The sequence below is a fragment of the Pseudomonas sp. R3-18-08 genome (assembly GCF_003852065.1).
Lineage (GTDB): Bacteria > Pseudomonadota > Gammaproteobacteria > Pseudomonadales > Pseudomonadaceae > Aquipseudomonas.
Genome location: NZ_CP027729.1, coordinates 2,000,482 through 2,017,677, shown reverse-complemented (window position 1 = coordinate 2,017,677; position 17,196 = coordinate 2,000,482). Strand labels below are relative to the sequence as shown.

Below are 17,196 nucleotides of genomic sequence, written 5' to 3'. Positions count from 1 at the left end.
TTTTCCCGCCAAACAGGAAAATTCTGACATTTGTTCCTACACTCAAAATCACACCCAGATGCCCAAGTGCCAGCACTACGACCGTCATAAAAATGGCACACAAAACTTCAGTTAACATGCCTATAATGCGAACTTCGCAGAATGGTCAACTTATTGACTATGCCGTAAAAAGGAACTCCTTTAGCCACTAGCTCCGCAAAACTTCCTTCATTTGGATGGTTTCACTTGGATGAATGGTTGCGTTTTAACCAGATGTGGCCCGTTGACTGCTCCGTTGAACAGCTGCGGCGCAAACTTGGTGTGCAATGAGGGATGGTTGTATGCGCGAGAAATCATCAGTGGTCAGTTTGTTTCTGACCCGGGCCGGCTTCGTTGAGTTTTTTGTTGTTTTTGTCAAGTTGGTGCATGGCCTGACCGCCATTTTGCCACCGCTGGTCCTGGCTATTTTCCTCGACCCGATGGACGCCGAGATGCGCTCGCATTTCCTGGGGCTGCTGCTGTTTTTTGCGGTGTTGACGGTTATTTTGTTCCAGGCCCTGGGCATCTATTCCGAAGAGCTGTTCAGCAACCGCTTGCGCCTGCGCGCCAATATCGTGGCCTGGTCGTCGGCGTTCTGCATCCTGCTGTTCATGTACCAGATCCTGCAGGTGTTCCCGCAATTGAACCCGCGCAACCTGGTGGTGTGGTACTTCGCCAGCCTCGGGCTGTTCTGCCTGGAGCGCCTGGTGATGCTGCGCCTGTACCGCAACCTGATGCGCAAGGGCAAATTCCTGCAACGCACGGTGATCCTGGGCTTTACCGACACCGCCGTGCATGTCGCCGACCACCTGCAGCGCAATGGCGATATCCGCTCCGGCCTGATCGGTTTTATCGACGACCGCACCGAACGCATTCCCAAGGAGCTGAGCAGCCTGCCGCTGTTGGGCAACACCCGCGACCTGGAAAAACTCATCCGCGCCGAGCAGGTCAACCAAGTGATGATCTGCCTGCCGTGGGCCGCCGAGCAGCGTATCCATGGGCTGGTCAATCGCCTGCGGCAGATGTCGGTGAACGTGATGCTGGTGCCGGACATGGCCGCCCTGCGCTACGGCCACAGCCGCATTACCGACGTGGGCGGCATCCTGATGTTCAACACCTCGCAGTTGCCGCTGCGCGGCTGGTCGCCCTTTATCAAGCGCTGCGAAGACCTGCTGCTGGCGAGCATCACCCTGGTGGTGCTGTCGCCGGTGATGCTGTTGACGGCGATCGCGATCAAGCTCGATTCCAAGGGCCCGGTGCTGTTTCGCCAGAACCGCTATGGCTATAACGATAATGAAATCCGCGTGTTCAAGTTCCGTTCGATGTTCACCGACCAGAGCGATTTCACCGCCGAACGCCAGACCACCCGCGAGGATCCGCGCATCACCCGAGTCGGGCGCATCATCCGCAAAACCAGCATCGACGAGCTGCCGCAGTTGTTCAACGTCCTGCAGGGCAACATGTCCATGGTCGGCCCCCGGCCCCACGCCACCGCCACCAAGGCGGCGGGCATTCCTTTCGAAGTGGCGGTCAGCGAATACAGCTCACGGCACCGGGTCAAGCCAGGCATCACCGGGTGGGCGCAAATCAACGGCTACCGGGGCGAAACCGACACCCTGTTCAAAATCCAGAAACGCGTCGAGTACGACCTGGAGTACATCTCCAAATGGTCGGTGTGGTTTGACTTGTACATCGTTTTCATGACGGTCCCGGCCGTCCTTTCCACCAAGGAAGTCTATTGATGAATACCCTCAACGGATTAATTCCCTGCATCATTTCCGGTGGTTCGGGCACGCGCTTGTGGCCGGTCTCCCGGCAGAACATGCCCAAGCCGTTCATGCGCATGCGCGACGGCCAGAGCCTGCTGCAGAAAACCTTCCAGCGCGCCGCCCGCCTGCCCGGCGTGGAGAGCGTGCTCACGGTGACCAACCGCGACCTGCTGTTTCGCACCCTGGATGACTACCGTGGGGTCAACAAGGCCCACCTGCCCCTGGACCTGCTGCTCGAGCCCTTCGGGCGCAACACCGCAGCGGCGATCGCCGTGGCGGCGCTGCATGTGCAGGAACATTTCGGCGGCGACGCACAACTTCTGGTAATGCCCGCCGACCATCTGGTGCTCAACGAGACCGCATTCGCCGACGCCGTGGCCCAGGCCCGCGAGCTGGCCGATGCCGGCTACCTGGTGACCTTCGGCATTCAACCCGACCACCCGGAGACCGGTTTCGGCTATATCGAAAAAGGCGCAGCGCTGAGCCAGGGCAACCTTGTCAAACGCTTTGTCGAAAAACCCGACCTGGCCACCGCCCAAGCCTACCTCGACGGCGGCAAACACCTGTGGAATGCCGGCATGTTCTGCTTCAAGGCCAGCACCCTGGTGGATGAACTGAACACCCACGCGCCCGACGTGCTGATCGCTGCGCGTGCCGCCCTTGAGCACAGCCAGCACCTGCAAAACAAAACCTCGCGCCAGCGCGAACTGGACAGTGACGCCTTCGGCAGCGCGCCGGACATTTCCATTGACGTGGCGCTGATGGAAAAGTCCACGCAAGTGGCCGTGGTGCCGTGCGACATCGGCTGGAGCGATATCGGTTCCTGGGAAGCCCTGCGCCAGCTCACCCCCAGCGATGCCCAGGGCAACCAGGTCAATGGCGAAGCGATTTTGCATGACGTGCACAACTGCTATATCGACTCGCCCAAGCGCGTGCTCGGTGCGGTCGGCGTGCGTGACCTGATCATCGTCGACACCCCCGACGCCCTGCTGATCGCCGACGCCCACCGCAGTCAGGACGTGCGCCACATCGTGGCCGAGCTCAAGCGCCAGAACCACCCGGCCTTCAGCCTGCACCGCACCGTCACCCGGCCGTGGGGCACCTACACCGTGCTGGAGGAAAGCACCCGCTTCAAGATCAAGCGCATTGTGGTCAAGCCGCAGGCGTCGTTGTCGCTGCAAATGCACCATCACCGCAGCGAACACTGGGTGGTGGTCAGCGGCGCGGCGCAGATCACCAATGGCGAGCGCGAATTTCTGATCAACGCCAACGAATCCACCTACATCCCGGCGGGGCACAAACACCGCCTGACCAATCCCGGCATCATCGACCTGGTGATGATCGAGGTGCAGAGCGGCGAGTACCTGGGCGAAGACGACATCGTGCGCTTCGATGACATCTATGGGCGTGCGCCTGCCGAAGTGAAGCCGTGACATGCGCACCTCGCTGATCATCCCGACCCGTAACGCCGCAAGCCACCTGGCGCGGCTGCTGCCCGCGCTGAAAATGCAAACCCTGCAACCGGACGAGATGCTGGTGGTTGACAGCGCGTCCAGCGATGACACCGTGGCGCGCTTTCGCGAATACGGCGCGCGGGTCGAGGTGATCGACGCCCGCGCCTTCAACCACGGCGGCACGCGGCGTTGGGCCAGCGAACAGGTAAGCGGCGATGCCCTGATCGTCATGACCCAGGACGCCATTCCCGCCGCGCCCGAGACCTTCGCCAACCTGCTCGCTGAACTGCAGCAGGACCCGCTCAACGGCGTGGCCTATGGTCGCCAACTGCCGCACCCGGATGCCGGTGTGCTGGGGGCGCAGTCGCGCCACTTCAATTACCCGGCCCACAGCCGCAGCAAGCGCCTGGCCGATGCGCCGCAGCTGGGGATCAAGACCTGTTTCAGCTCCGACTCGTTTTCCGTTTACCGACGCAGCGCCCTGCAAGCCGTAGGTGGTTTCCCCGCCGATGTCATCGGCAGCGAAGACGCCTACGTCGCGGCGCGCATGCTGATCGAAGGCTACACCGTGCGCTACGCCGCCTCCGCGCAGGTGTACCACTCCCACGATTACCGACTCATGGATGAGTTTCACCGCTACTTCGACATTGGCGTGTTCTACGGCCGCGAACCCTGGATACGCCAGGCCTTTGGCGATGCCGGCGGTGAAGGTAAACGCTATGTACTGGCTGAACTCGCGGCATTGCGCGCAGCCGGTGCATTGCATCGCGTACCCGAAGTACTGGTGCGCAGCGCGTTCAAGTTGCTCGGCTATCGGCTGGGCCAGCAGGAACGCCGGCTACCCCTCGCCCTCAAGCGGCGCATCAGCATGTTCCCCGGTTATTGGAGGTGAGCATCATGACCTACAGGAAGTCCTATTTGATGAAACGAACCCTGCTCGTCCTGGCCATGATGGCCCTGGCCGCCTGCAATACCCCCGCGCGCATCGTCGCGCCTGACGGCAAGACCGTCGAGGACGGCAAGCGCGCCCTCGACCAACTGGCCCAACTGCCGCCGGCGGTGGAACGCATCCGCATCGGCGATCAGTTGCGCATCGTGCGCGATGCCGGGGAAATGCCGACCCTGTCGGCGTTCAATGTCAGCACCATCTATGAGCTGACGCTGTACACGGTGCAAAGCGACGGCAAGATCAACTACCCGTTCCTGGGCCCGATCCAGGTGGCCCGGCGCACGCCGTCCGAGGTGGCGAACGAGCTGAGCAGCAAGCTTGCGCCGGTGTATCGCGAGCCGCGGGTGACGGTGAACATCAACCAGGCGCCGGGCAATTCGATCATCGTCGGCGGCGCGGTGAACAACCCGACCACAGTGGCGATCGCCTCGGCCAATACCCTGGAGCAAGCCATTGTCGGCGCCGGCGGCGTCAATCCGGCAGGCAATGCCAGCATGGTTGCGCTGCTGCGCGAAGATACCCAAGGCGTCTATCGCGCCTACTTCCTGGACTTCAGCCAATACCTCAAGACCGGGCCCAACGGGCGCAAACAAGTGCCCCTGCAACGCGGTGATGTGGTGTTCGTACCCAAATCCAATGTGGGCGAGCGCATCCAGGGCGTGGATACCTACCTGAACCAGTTGATCCCATTCACCAAGTCGATCGGGGTTGGCTACAACTACACCCGAACCAGCGGCGGCAGTAACTAAAGGAGCGACATCCCATGATCGAGATCCGTTCTTTTCGCGATCTTCTGCGCCTGTTCTTCATCTTCCGGCATGAGTTCAAGCTGGCGGCCATCGCGGCGCTGGTGATCATTTTGCTGGGCGCCTTCCTGCTGCCCGCCAAGTTCGAATCCACCGCGCGCCTGCTGGTCAAGCCGGGGCGTGATTCGACACTGCCGATCGAAATCAGCAACCGCCAGGCGCTGGTCATGCCCAGCACCCAGCGCGACCCGATTGTCGACGAGGAGCGCCTGCTGACCGGCCGCCCGATCGTGCGTGCGGTGGCCGAGCATTACCTGGAAGTCATCGACAAAATGCCGCCGCCGGAAGGTGTCTGGAAGCGCACCAAGTACTACGTCAAAAACGCTATCGGCGCGGTGTTCGACGGCGTGCGCGTGGTGCTGGAAACCGTGGGCGTGATTGAACAGACCACGCCGGTGGAACGCCTCGCCGCGAGCCTGGAAAAGAACTTCGAAGTCAGCCATGCGGCCGGGTCCACGGTGATGGACATCAGCTTCAAGTGGAGCGACCCCGAGATCGCCCAGGCGGTGGTCAAGAGTTGGGTCGAAACCTACATCAACGAACGCACCCAGGCCCTGGGGCGCAAGAGCCTGTATGCCTTCTATGAAGGCCAGGTGTCCAACAGCGCCACCGAGATCAAGAGCTACAAGCAGCAGATCCTGACCCACTTGAACCAGATCGGCGCGGCGAGCATCACCGATCGCCTGGAAGATTTGTCCGAGCGCATCAACGTGCTGCGCGGCGAAACCTTCAACACCACGCGCTTGATTGCCTCGTCGGACAGCGCCCTTGAGAGCACACGCACCCAGCTCAAGACTCAGCCCAAGGAGGTGACCACGGTTCGCCAGATTGCGCTGAACCCGCAGCAGCAGGACTTGCGTCGCTTGCTTAACCAGAAGCTGCTGGAAAAAGCCGACATGATGCGCACCTACACCGATAACGCGCCGCCGGTCAAAGCCCTGGATGCGTCGATTCGGGCAATGCAGGCCCAGGTCGCCGCCGAAAGCAACACTGTACAAAGCTCGGAAAACCGCGCGCCGAATACCCTGGAAATCCACTTGCAGCGCGTGCTGCTCGATGAGTCCAGCAATAACCTGGCGTTGCGCACACAACTGGTGCAGCAGCAGAAGCAACTGGTCAACCTCGAAGCGCAACGCAAGGAAGCCCTGGAGATTGAACCGGAGCTGGCGCGCCTGTCCCGCGAGCTGAGTGCCACCGAGCGTAACTACGCGCTGTACGTGGACAACCTGGAAAAATCACGCATCGACCGTGAACTGGACAACAGCCAGATCAGCAACATCGCGGTGATCGAGGAAGCGACCCTGAACCCAGGTCGCATCTTCCCCAAAACCCTGCTGATGCTGTTGCTGGCGATCCCGTTTGCCATCGTCGTCGGCCTGCTGGTGATCTACCTGTGCTACCTGCTCGACCAGCGCATTCACGATGGCGGCCTGGTGGAACGCAAGTTCGGCCTGCCGCTGTGGACGACCCTGCCGGAGTTGGACACCAGCACCGCGCAAGGCACCAATGCGTTCAATGCGAGCATCTACCGGCTGTACGGTCTGCTGCAGTTGGACCGCGTCGCCGAACGCGGCCTGACCCTCGGGCTGACCTCGGCGCGCCACGGTGAAGGGGTGACCTTCGTAGTGGAGCAACTGCGCCAACTGCTCCAGGAAAATGGCATTACCGTGCGCGTCGGCGGGGCGGCGCCCGCGGCACCGGGCGAAGTGGTGTTGCTGGACGCCTCGGCGCTGCTGGACAACCGCGATGCGTTCGTCAACCTGCGGCGCGCCGACCTGATCGCGCTGGTGGTGGAAGCGCAGAAGAGCACGGTGCCGGTGGTGGAACACGCGCTGTCGATCCTCAATACCGCGTTCGGCAAAGTCGATGGCATCATCATCAACCGGCGTAAATTCGAAGTGCCGGCCAAAGTGCTGCACACCATCGCCAAATACCGGGGGGCGTTCTGATGCGCATTGCCCTGCTCGCGCCTTTGCCACCGGAAAAGAATGGGATCGCCGACTACGCGAACCATTTCAAGACGGCATTGGAGCAGCTGGGCGTGACGGTGCTGACACCGTTGAGCGGCGTGGAGGGCACGAGCGCGGCGATCAAGCAGGCCGTCGCCGCGTTCGACTGGCACAGCGTGGACCTGGTCCACGCCGAGCTGGGCGGCGGGCGCCTGGGGGAGTTTCTGGCGTTGCGCGCGTTGCGCAGCGCCTACCCGAACCTGCCGCTGACGGCCACCGTGCATGACCCCGAGCGCATCGTGTGGCGGCGCGAGCACCTGCCCTTCCCGCTCAACCTGCTGCAGCGCCTGCCCAGCCCATTGCCGCAGGCGGCGGTGGTGCTGGCAGACCCGTTGACCCTGCGCGAAGAACGCCATGTCGCCCGTGGCCTGACAAGGCTGATCACCCTCACCCGCCTGGGCGCCGACTGCCTCAGCCAGCGGATGCAATTGCCCGCCGGCAAAGTGGCGGTGATCCACCACGCCAACCTGGCGATTGCAGCCGTAGCGCTGCCGCCGCTGGACACGCTGCACCTGCTGTATTTCGGTTTTATCTACCGTGGCAAAGGCATTGAAGACCTGTTGCAGGCCCTGGCCGCCGTGTTCAAGCAAGCCCCCGAATTGCGTGACCGTGTGCGCCTGACCCTGGCCGGTGGTACTGCCGCCGAAATGGCGTTTGGCGCGGGCGGTAATTACCTGGAGCAGTTGAACCGCCAGATCGCCGACCTCGGCCTGGCAGGCTCCATCGATTGGCGGCTGAACCTGCCGGCCGACGAGATTGCACAAACGATCCAGGCCCACCATGTGATGGTGCTGCCCTATCGCGAATCGAAAAAACTCGGCCTGCTCGGCCGTCAGCGCGGCACCAGTGGCGCGCTGTCCTGGGCCGCCGCGTGCGGGCGTGGGGCGATTACCTCGGATGCCCGGGCGTTCGCCGAGGAAGTCGCCAGCGGTAACGGCGCGATCTACCCCGAAGGCGATGTGGCCGCGCTGGGCGAGCAATTGTTGCGCCTGGCCCGTACACCCACATTGGCCCAGGACTGGGCCGAACGCGCCGGCGCAATCGGCCGCGAACGCTTGTGGCCGCTGACGGCGCAGCGCTTCAAGCAGCTTTTCGAACAGGCGATCGCGGGGGCCCCGTATGACGCGTAAACGGACTTACTTCGCCACCCTTGCGCTGGTCGCGGCCCTGGGCCTGACCGCCTTTATCTGGGGGCGCCCGGCCGACGCCGAGAACCATGTGCTCAAGGGTAACAAGGTGGTGGTGTGGAAGGATTTCCTCGGGGTGAACGCGCAGTTCCTGTGGTTCAGCCCCGAGCGCTACCAACTGCAGATCGACCGCCTCAAGGACCTGGGCCTGGAATGGGTGCGCCTGGACTTGCATTGGGACCGGCTGGAGCCAGCCGCCGACCGGTACCAGGTGGCGACCCTCGATGAGTTGGTGACCAAGCTCAAGGACAACCAGCTCAAGTCGGTGTTTTACCTGGTCGGCTCGGCGCCCTTTATCACCACCGCGCCAGCGGGTGCGCCCTATCAGGACCAGTACCCGCCGCAGGACCCGAATGTATTTGCGATCCGCATGGCCCTGTTGGCCCAACGCTACCCCAGCGTCGACGCCTGGCAGGTGTGGAACGAACCGAACCTGCTGGGCTTCTGGCGCCCCGTGGCGGACCCGGCCGGTTACGCCAGGTTGCTCAGGGCCAGCGCCGCCGCACTGCGCGCCGTCGCCCCGAACAAACCGGTGGTGGCCGCCGGCATGGCGTTTTTCAGCGAAATGCCCAACGGCCAGACCATGCTCGACGCCCTCGACGCCCTCGGTGTGCCCAAGCTGAACACCGTCATGTCCTACCACCCTTATACGCAACTGCCCGAGGGCAACGACCCGGCCAACCTCGACTTCGTGGCCAAGACCACCGCGCTTAACCAGAAACTGCGCAGCAACGGCGTCAAAACCCTGTGGAGCACCGAGTGGGGCTGGTCGAACTACGTCGGGCCCAAGGAAGCCCAGGACATCATCACCCAGCAGGGCCAGGCCGATTATGTGATACGCCGCCTGGCGCTGATGAGCGCGCTGGATTTCGACAAGATCTTCCTGTTTACCCTGAGCGACCTCGACCAGCGCGCCAGCGTGCGCGACCGTGCCTACGGCCTGCTCGATATCGACGCCAAGCCCAAGCCGGTCTACACCGCGTTGAAGAACTTCCTCGACGTCAGTGGGCCGCAGCTGACCCCCGGCGACCCGCCCACCGCCGACCAGTTGCCCGACGGCCTGTTCAGCATCGGCTGGACCCGCGCCGACGGGCGCAAACTGTGGTTTTTCTGGTCGGCCCGTGGCGGTAACGCGCACTTGCCCGGCCTTGCCAGCGCGACGCTGTACGACCCGTTGCGCGGCACACAGACACCGGTGAGCGGCACCAATGGGTTGACTGTCCCGGTCAAGTCGAACCTGCAAATTCTGTTATGGGATTGAAGCCCGCCATGCGCATTTTATGGATCCTGCCTTATTCGCCCTGGCCTGCCACCAGCGGCGGCAAGACGCGCCAGTTCCACCTGCTGCGCAGCCTGGCGGCGCGTGGGCACCGGATCACGCTGCTGCTGCATGACAAGCACCCGGTGTCGCTGAGCGATCGCCAGGTGCTGGAAGGCTTTCTCGAGCAGTTGATCATCCTGCCGCGTCGGCCACTGCGCAGCCTGAAAACCCTGCTGGCCGGGCTGTTTGCGCCCTACCCGCTGCTGGCCAGCGTGAATGGCCTGTCGGGGGCCTTGCAAGACAGGTTCAACCAACTGCTCAACGAACATTGGGACGTGGTGCAGATCGAGCACACCTATACCTTCCAACCTTACGAAGATGCCCTGGCGCGCAAATCCCAACCCTTCGTGTTGACTGAACATAACGTTGAGTCGGCGCTCGGCGCAGCGACGTACGACCGTTTGCCGCGTTGGGCGCTGCCGTTCATTCGCTACGACCAATGGCGCTACACGCGCTGGGAGCGTCGCGTGATGCGGCAGGCCAGCCAAGTGGTGGCCGTCACCGACAGCGATGCGCAGGTGCTGGAAAAAATCGCCGGCAAACCGGTGCCGGTGGTGGTCAACGGCGTTGACTGCGATCACTTCGCCGGCGCCCGCCCTGACCCCTCGACCCGTCGCGTGTTGTTCCTCGGCAACTATGAATACGCCCCCAATGTGGATGCCATCGAATGGGCCCTGGATGAAATCCTGCCGAAAGTCTGGGAGCGCTGCCCCGAAGCGCGCATGAGCGTGTGCGGCTTCGGCATGCCCGACGGTTGGCGCGAACGCTGGCCGGACCCGCGCATCGAGTGGCAGGGCTTTGTGCCAAACCTGTTGAACCTGCAATCGAGCTGTTCGGTGTTTCTCGCGCCGTTGCGCCATGGCGGCGGTTCCAAGCTCAAAGTGCTCGAAGCGTTGGCCGCCGGCCTGCCGCTGGCCAGTACCGAGCAAGGCGTGTCGGGCCTGGACCTGGTCGAGGGCCTGGATTATCTGGGCGGGCAAACCGCCGTCGGCCTGGCCGACGCCGTGGTGCGCCTGCTGCACGCTCCCGAAGCCGCCGCGCCCATGGGTGAAGCCGGCCGCGCCTATGCGCGGCGAGCCCACGACTGGAGCGTTGCCGCCAGCCAACTGGAGCAGGTGTACGCCACCCTTTCGCCGCTCAATCAAAAGGAGCCCGCATGCGTGTAGGCCTGGATTACCGCACCGTCGGCACCTCACCGCAGTCAGGCATCAGCCGCCAGGTGTATGCGCTGGAAAGCGCTCTGCGCAGCCTGCCGGACATCGAACTGGAGCGATTTACCGTCGCGCCCCTGGGCGATCAAACCCGCTTGCAGGCACACTGCCCGGCCTGGGGCTGCGCGAAAACGGCGATGCACCAGCCGCAGAATCGCCTGCGCTTCGAAGCTGGTTTTTTACCCCGCGCGCTGCGCGAACAGCACATCGATCTGTACATCAGCACCTTCAATATGGGCCTGCCGTTACCGCCCAAGCCTCAAGGGTTGCGTACCGTGGTGGTGCTGCACGACCTGTTTCAGATCACCCTGGACAACTACCACGCCAGCCGCCTGAAGGCGCTGGTGTACAAGACCACCGATCGCCTGTCGATTGCCTACGCGGTGCGCAGCGCCGACCGGGTGTGGACGCCTTCCCAGTACAGTGCCGACGAAACCGTGCGGTTATTTCCCCAGGCGGCGGGCAAGGTTCGCGTCCTGCCCAATCAGGTGGAGGGCTTCAATGAACCACCGGCGGACCTGTCCGCGCGCCAATTGCCCACAGGCTTCTGGCTGCTGGTCGGCACCCGTGAACTGCGCAAGAACGTGCCGTTCCTGGTGGATGCCTGGCAACAGGCGCGGCGCGACTCCCCCAGCGTGCCGGAACTGGTCCTGGTGGGCAGCCTTGAGCATTTGCCCGAAGCCCAGCGCCAACTGCCGGGGATTCATGCGTTGAGTGGCGTATCCGATGCCGAGTTGCAGGCGCTGTACCGCCAGGCGTCACGCGTGTGGCAACCGTCCTACGCTGAAGGTTTCGGTTTGCCGGTGATTGAAGCGCTGAGCGTCGGCACCCCGGTCGCCGTGGCCAGCGGCACCTCACTGGACGAAATCACCCCGCCGTCGGCGCCGCGCTTTTCACCCACCGATGGCCCCGCGTTGGTCCAGTTGATGCTGAACCTGGGTGAGCGCGCCGATGAAACCACGCCCGAACACCACCGCCGATGGGCCGAACGCTTTAACCAACACGCCTATCGCCGGCGCCTGGCCGAACTGATCGAGGAACTGAAATGAGACTCTCCCTGGCAAGCCTCGTCGCGATCCTCTTCGGCGTGCTGTTTGGTGTGGTCGCGCTGGCGCTGTCACCGGCCAAGGCGTTTCTCGCCGTGATCGGCCTGGCGGCGGCCGTGACCATCCTGCGCTTTCCCTTCTGGGGCTTGCTGCTGTTCGCCCTGGTCGCGACCTTCATGCCCTACTCCACGCTTAATCTGGGCATCCGCAGTACGGTGAGCGAAGCCATTCTTGCGCTGACCTGGGGCGCGGTGCTGTGGCACGGTTTTCTGTCGCGCCTGCCGGACGCGCCGCGCTTGGCGCTTCGCCCCACCGACCAGATGCTGCTGTGGCTGATGCTGTTCAGCGTGTTCCCGTTTATCGTCGGCCAGGTCAGCATCCACGCCGAAAGCAGCGGCGTGGCCAACTGGCTGCGCTGGTTGCTGAACCTCTCGGGAGTATTTCTCACGGCCAAGCTGCTGGTGGACTACAAACACCGTGAAAGCCTGGTGATCGCCCTGCTGCTGGGCACCCTGGCGATGCTGGTGATGTCGATTGCGGTGTTCGTGCGCACACGCTCCGGGGCGGGGATTGCGCCGATCCTGGCGCTGCTCAACTACGGCAACTTCGACACGTTGAAATTCGGCCTGGAAGCCATGTCGTCACGCATGGGCTCGCCGTGGATGCACCCGAATGCCATTGGCGGAATCATGGCACTGCTGCTGCCGTTGGCGTTCTGCTACGGCATGACCGAACAAGGTTGGAAACGCGCACTGGGCCTGAGCGTAGCCTGCCTGGGCGCGGCGGCGTTGCTGTTGGCCAGTAGCCGCGGGGCGATGGTCAGCCTGGCGCTGGTGCTGATGTGGCTGGCCACGCGACGTGTGCCTTACACCGGACGTTTATTGATGATCGGCGCGGCGCTGACCGTGGCGTTGGTGATGGCTTATCCGCCGTTGCAGGAACGCCTGGCGACCATCTTCTCCACGAGCAACGCCAGTACCGAAGTGCGTTTCGACGAGTACCGCATGTTCCCGCAGGCTGTGGCAGCGTACCCGTTCGGCATCGGTTTCAAGGTCGACCCGCCAGTACCGGGCACGCACTTGCTGGGGATCTCCAACCTGTGGCTGAACTTCATCTACAAGACCGGCGTTGTCGGCATGCTGTTGTTTATCGCAGTCACCATGCGCTGGTGGCGTGAAGCCCGACCGGAAAAGGGCCCGATCCGCCTGACCAAGGACAACGCGCTGTGGCTGGGCAGCACCGCCGGGATTCTGTCGGCGCTGGTCAGCGGTTTGTTTGACCACTACTTCAGCTTTGCCGTGGTGATGGTGGCGCTGTTCTGGCTGATGGTGGGGATTAACGTACTGGAGGCGCGGCGCTTGTTCCCGGCGCGCCTGCCCCAGGTCAAGGCGTTGGCGTTTCGCAAGCCGATGCTTGATGGCGCGCAGCCCTGATGCTGGGTTCTGCCGTATGGCTGACCGTGGCGACCCTGCTGGGCCTGTGCCTGGGGTTTGCGCGCGAGTGGTTGCTGGTGGCGGCCTGGGGCGCGGGGGAGCGCAGTGATGCGTTCCTGATCGCGTTGTTCTTGCCCGAGGCGCTGCGCATGTCACTGGCCGGCGGCGTGTTGAGCGCCGCCGCGTTGCCGCTGTATCTGCAAAGAAAGGACAGCGAACGCCTGGACTGGCTGGCCGTGGTGTTCCCGGCGTTGCTGGTGATTGCGCTGGTCACCAGCCTGCTGCTGATGCTATTGGCGCCTTGGCTGGTAAAACTGCTCGGCCCGGGATTGGCGGCCAGCGCCACGGCCCTGGCCGGCGGCAATCTGCAGATCGTGGCGTGGTGCGTGCCGGGCCTGCTGCTGCATGCGCTGTTCAGTGTGCCTTTGCAGGCCAGCGAGCGCTTTGTGCTGGCGGGCTTGGGCTCGCTGCTGTTCAACCTGCCGCCGGTGGCGTATCTCGCCATGGCAGGCACCGCCAGCCAGCCGCACAGCCTCGCGCTGGCGTGCCTGGTCGGCAGTGGCTTGATGCCGCTGGCGCTGCTGCCGTCGCTCTGGCGCCTGGGCTGGCGACCCTGGCGCGTGCAACTGTCGCTCGCGCCTTTGCGGGAGTTGGGCCAACGCATCGGCCCCTTGTTACTCAGTAATGGTGCCAGCCAGGGCCTGGCATTGATCGAGCGCCTGGTGGCGTCGCTGCTGGGGGAAGGCGCGGTGACCTGGGTCAACCTGGCACGCAAGCTGATGAACCTGCCCTTGATTGCGCTGATGAGCCTCAATCAAGTGCTGCTGGGCATGATGAGCCGGCGCCAGGGCGATGAACGCCTGGCCCTGCTCAAGCGCGGCCTGGAAACCGCCAGCGTGCTGACCTTGCCCGCCGGCGTTGGCCTGGTGGCGGCGGCGCCGAGCCTGGTCGCGCTGCTGCTGCCCGCACAATCGGCAGACTCGCCGCTGCCGCTGTTGCTCGCCTGGTTTGCCGTGCCCCTGGTATTCGGTGCCTGGAACGCCCTGCTCGCGCGCTACGCCTACGCCGCCGGCGACACGCGCCAGCCGCTGCGCTGCGAGCTGCTCGGCAGCCTGGTCAATGTGCTGCTGCTGGGCGTATTGCCGTTTGCGTTTGGCCTGGCCGGCATTCCACTGGCGGCGCTGGCGGGGGTGATCTGCACCGCGCTGCTGCTGATGCAGCGCCAGGCGTTGCTCGGCGCCCTGCCCTGGGCGCGGCAATGGCTGCTCAGTGCGGCGCTGTTGGGGCTGGCGGCGCTGGTGTTGTTTCGAATCGAAGACGTGTGGCTGCAAGTGGGGCTGAGCACCCTGGCTGGCGCCGTGGTGTTGCTGGGTATGGGGCTGTGGCTGACGCCGTGGCGCAAGGCGTGAATGATCGTTCGGGAAGACTCACATGAAGCATCGTTGGATTCAAATGGACATCGCCAAGGGCATTGGCATCCTGATTATCGTGTATGGCCACAGCTGGTTTGTCGCCACCTCGCTGGACTTGATGTACCCGATCCTGGCGTCGTTCGTGCTGCCGTTGTTCTTCTTTTTGTCCGGGGTGTTCTTCAAGCCCGAGCAGCCATTCGTGGAAATGGCGGTGCGCAAGGCCGATGGCCTGCTCAAGCCGTTCTTCTTCACCATGCTGGTGTATGTGATCGTGCGCGATGTGCTGCGCGGGCAACCGTTGCTGGGGGATATCGGCGGCGTGCTGTATGCCTCCGTGGACACCATCCCGTGGCAGGCGTTGTGGTTCTTGCCGCACTTCTGGGTGGCGATCCTGTTCAGTTGGTTGATGCTGCGGCTGATTCAGCGCCTGAAGCTGCCATTGCTGGCCGCTTGCCTGCTGATCGGCGCGCAACTGTTACTCGGCACCTGGATGTTGAAGTGGTTCTGGCAAGTGCCGGTTACCCTCGGCGAACAAACATGGACGTTGCCCGGCCTGCCCTTCAGCCTCGACGTGACCCTGATCAGCAGCACCTACTTCATCTACGGCTACCTGCTGCGCGATTGGCTGCGCCGGCACGAAGGCTCGCTGCTGACCCTGCTGATTTCGCTGGCGCTGTTCGCCGCCGTGTTCCTCTACAGCCACGACACCATGGACCTGGCGCAGCGTCGCTACGACCACTGGTTGTGGACCAGCCTGCTGGCGGTGATCGGTGTGTACCTGTGCTGGGCGCTGGCGCGGGTGTTGATGGTGTCGCCCCTGTTGACGCGGGCGATGACCTACATCGGCCAATCCACCTTGATCCTGTTGATCTTCCACGGCGAGATCCAGCACAAGACGTTCGACCTGATGGAGCGCCTGGGTTTGCATCCGTTCATGGCCGCGTGCGTGGGTTTCGTGGTGGCGGTGGTGGTGCCGTTGCTGATCGGGGAAGTGATCAAGCGGGTGGCATTCCTGCGGTTTTTCTACTTTCCGTTTCCGGTGCGTAAAGCGCCAAAGCCTTGATTGCGCGTCTAGCTGACGTGCAGCGGCTAGCCCTGATGTAGGAGCGAGCTTGCTCGCGAAAAACCCCCAGGCACCGCGCTCATTCTGGATAAACGTGGTGGCCCTGAGTTCTTCGCGAGCAAGCTCGCTCCTACAGGGCTATGAATTTTAATCGTCGAGGGGTTGCGGCGCCGGCTTGCTGCCGGGTTTGACCGGTTTGGCGCCCTTGGCCGGTGCAGGTGCAACGGGCGCAGGCTCCGGCGCCGCCGCCGCTTCTTTCTCGGCCATCGGCATCTGGTCGATGGCACTGAAGAACTCTTTGAGATCAAGGCTATCGGGCGGCACGGTCTTCTCGAGTTTCTTCTCGCCATCCTTGCCGATCAGGATCACCTTGGTGCCGCTGCCGACACCGAGCTTGAGCGCGCGGATCAGTGCATTGGTTTCAGGCGGGGTGAGCTTTTTACTGTCCTTGGGATCCTTGGCGAACTTCTCGCCCTCGGCGCCGATGCTGCCGAACTTCACGGTGTAGAACACCATGCTGCGCTCTTCGAAGGACTGCTTGGTGGCAGGCTCTTCCAGTTGTTTCCTGAGCGTGGCCAACGTCGGGTTACCCGCATCGAGTTCCACCACCACCAGAGGGCGGGTTTTGCCCATCTCCAGCTTGAGCGGATTATCATCAGCAGCCAACAACGGCCCCGTAAAAGCCATCAAGGTAGCCAGGGTCAGCGACCGGATGAGCATGCGCACCTCCTTTGAATTCCATGCAGGGTTCTTGAGTTTCATGTCTGCGACAGTCAAATTCAAGGATGATTCCTACGCCACATTGAGAAGCGTAGGTCAGGATGCCCGCGCCGCAAGGGATTGGCGGGCGGCGGGGGCATTGTTTCTTCTGATTACGAGACCTGCCACTGCGGCCAATGCCGGGCGAACACGGGCGCCACGACCGGGTCGGCATCCACGCGCTCCAGGGCGTGGGCAAAGCCCGGCGCCAGACTGCGGAGCACCTCGCGTCCTTCATCCCAGCGCGACACCGCCGCCGCCATGATGCCCAGTGCATTGGGTACGTTGTCGGGCGTAAACAGCTGGTCGGCAAACTGATCGGCGAACACCACCCAGGCCTGATGCAGATAACGCCGCGTGCCGGTGGTCAGTTGCGTTTGCAGGCTTTCACCGGCGTCGCCCAGCCAGCGTTGCGGATAGTCGATGATGCCGATGGCCGAATAGCAATTGGCCGCGATGTACAACAGGCCGCGCAGGATCTGCGCGCGGTTGCCGGCCAGCAGGTTCGCTTCGGGAAACTCCAGGCCCAGGTGGATCAGGATGGCAGCGCTCTCGGTCAGCACCTGGCCATCGGGGGTGACCAGAGTGGGGATCTGTTTGAGCGGGTTGATGCGCGCGAGGGCTTCGCTGCCCTCGCCTTCATGCCAGGAGCTGGCATCCACGCGATGCCACGGCACGCCACAGCGCTGCAGCGCAATCTCGATCATGCAGGAGCCGGATTCGTCGGTACCATAGAGTGTGTACATGGGCGTTCCTCCT

14 protein-coding genes are annotated in these 17,196 nt (G+C 63.3%); 12 read left to right on the top strand and 2 right to left on the bottom strand.

Annotated elements, in window-relative coordinates:
- Positions 1–320: 320 nt before the first annotated feature.
- From C4J92_RS09340 to C4J92_RS09285, 12 genes are read left to right on the top strand one after another with little or no spacing between them, the layout of a single operon-like run.
- Positions 321–1,760 (top strand): undecaprenyl-phosphate glucose phosphotransferase, encoded by a 1,440-nt coding sequence (locus tag C4J92_RS09340; RefSeq protein ID WP_124403636.1) that lies wholly within the window; start codon positions 321–323, stop codon positions 1,758–1,760.
- On the top strand, positions 1,760–3,220 hold the full coding sequence (locus C4J92_RS09335; protein WP_124403635.1) for a mannose-1-phosphate guanylyltransferase/mannose-6-phosphate isomerase: 1,461 nt from the start codon (positions 1,760–1,762) through the stop codon (positions 3,218–3,220). The genes C4J92_RS09340 and C4J92_RS09335 overlap by 1 nt, the downstream gene beginning before the upstream one ends.
- Before the next feature lies 1 nt (position 3,221).
- A complete protein-coding gene (locus C4J92_RS09330; protein ID WP_124403634.1) occupies positions 3,222–4,133 on the top strand; it encodes a glycosyltransferase family 2 protein in 912 nt (303 codons plus the stop codon).
- A gap of 29 nt (positions 4,134–4,162) precedes the next feature.
- Positions 4,163–4,939, top strand: a complete 777-nt coding sequence (locus C4J92_RS09325) for a polysaccharide biosynthesis/export family protein (RefSeq protein WP_124403633.1) — start codon at positions 4,163–4,165, stop codon at positions 4,937–4,939.
- A 14-nt stretch (positions 4,940–4,953) separates the two neighbouring features.
- Positions 4,954–6,945, top strand: a complete 1,992-nt coding sequence (locus C4J92_RS09320) for an exopolysaccharide transport family protein (RefSeq protein WP_124403632.1) — start codon at positions 4,954–4,956, stop codon at positions 6,943–6,945.
- Positions 6,945–8,135 carry a glycosyltransferase gene (locus C4J92_RS09315; protein WP_124403631.1) on the top strand — a complete coding sequence of 397 codons (1,191 nt, stop codon included), beginning with the start codon at positions 6,945–6,947 and terminating at the stop codon, positions 8,133–8,135. The genes C4J92_RS09320 and C4J92_RS09315 overlap by 1 nt, the downstream gene beginning before the upstream one ends.
- The gene (locus tag C4J92_RS09310; RefSeq protein WP_124403630.1) at positions 8,125–9,453 is read left to right on the top strand and encodes a cellulase family glycosylhydrolase; all 1,329 of its coding nucleotides are present in this window, start codon (positions 8,125–8,127) and stop codon (positions 9,451–9,453) included. The genes C4J92_RS09315 and C4J92_RS09310 overlap by 11 nt, the downstream gene beginning before the upstream one ends.
- A gap of 8 nt (positions 9,454–9,461) precedes the next feature.
- The gene (locus C4J92_RS09305; RefSeq protein WP_124403629.1) at positions 9,462–10,679 is read left to right on the top strand and encodes a glycosyltransferase family 4 protein; all 1,218 of its coding nucleotides are present in this window, start codon (positions 9,462–9,464) and stop codon (positions 10,677–10,679) included.
- Positions 10,670–11,773: a glycosyltransferase family 1 protein gene (locus tag C4J92_RS09300; protein WP_124403628.1), complete on the top strand. Its 1,104-nt coding sequence runs from the start codon at positions 10,670–10,672 to the stop codon at positions 11,771–11,773. The genes C4J92_RS09305 and C4J92_RS09300 overlap by 10 nt, the downstream gene beginning before the upstream one ends.
- A complete protein-coding gene (locus C4J92_RS09295) occupies positions 11,770–13,203 on the top strand; it encodes an O-antigen ligase (RefSeq protein ID WP_124403627.1) in 1,434 nt (477 codons plus the stop codon). The genes C4J92_RS09300 and C4J92_RS09295 overlap by 4 nt, the downstream gene beginning before the upstream one ends.
- Positions 13,203–14,612: a lipid II flippase MurJ gene (locus C4J92_RS09290; protein WP_124403626.1), complete on the top strand. Its 1,410-nt coding sequence runs from the start codon at positions 13,203–13,205 to the stop codon at positions 14,610–14,612. Before C4J92_RS09295 ends, C4J92_RS09290 begins: the two co-directional genes overlap by 1 nt.
- A gap of 22 nt (positions 14,613–14,634) precedes the next feature.
- Positions 14,635–15,678, top strand: a complete 1,044-nt coding sequence (locus C4J92_RS09285; protein ID WP_124403625.1) for an acyltransferase family protein — start codon at positions 14,635–14,637, stop codon at positions 15,676–15,678.
- Positions 15,679–15,825: 147 nt separating this feature from the next.
- Here C4J92_RS09285 and C4J92_RS09280 read toward each other — a convergent pair whose 3' ends face one another.
- Together C4J92_RS09280 and C4J92_RS09275 are read right to left on the bottom strand one after the other, a co-directional pair.
- Positions 15,826–16,398 (bottom strand): DUF4174 domain-containing protein, encoded by a 573-nt coding sequence (locus C4J92_RS09280; RefSeq protein WP_124366507.1) that lies wholly within the window; start codon positions 16,396–16,398, stop codon positions 15,826–15,828.
- A gap of 152 nt (positions 16,399–16,550) precedes the next feature.
- Entirely contained in the window at positions 16,551–17,183 is a 633-nt protein-coding gene (locus C4J92_RS09275; RefSeq protein WP_124403624.1) for a glutathione S-transferase N-terminal domain-containing protein, read from the bottom strand.
- Positions 17,184–17,196: the final 13 nt, after the last annotated feature.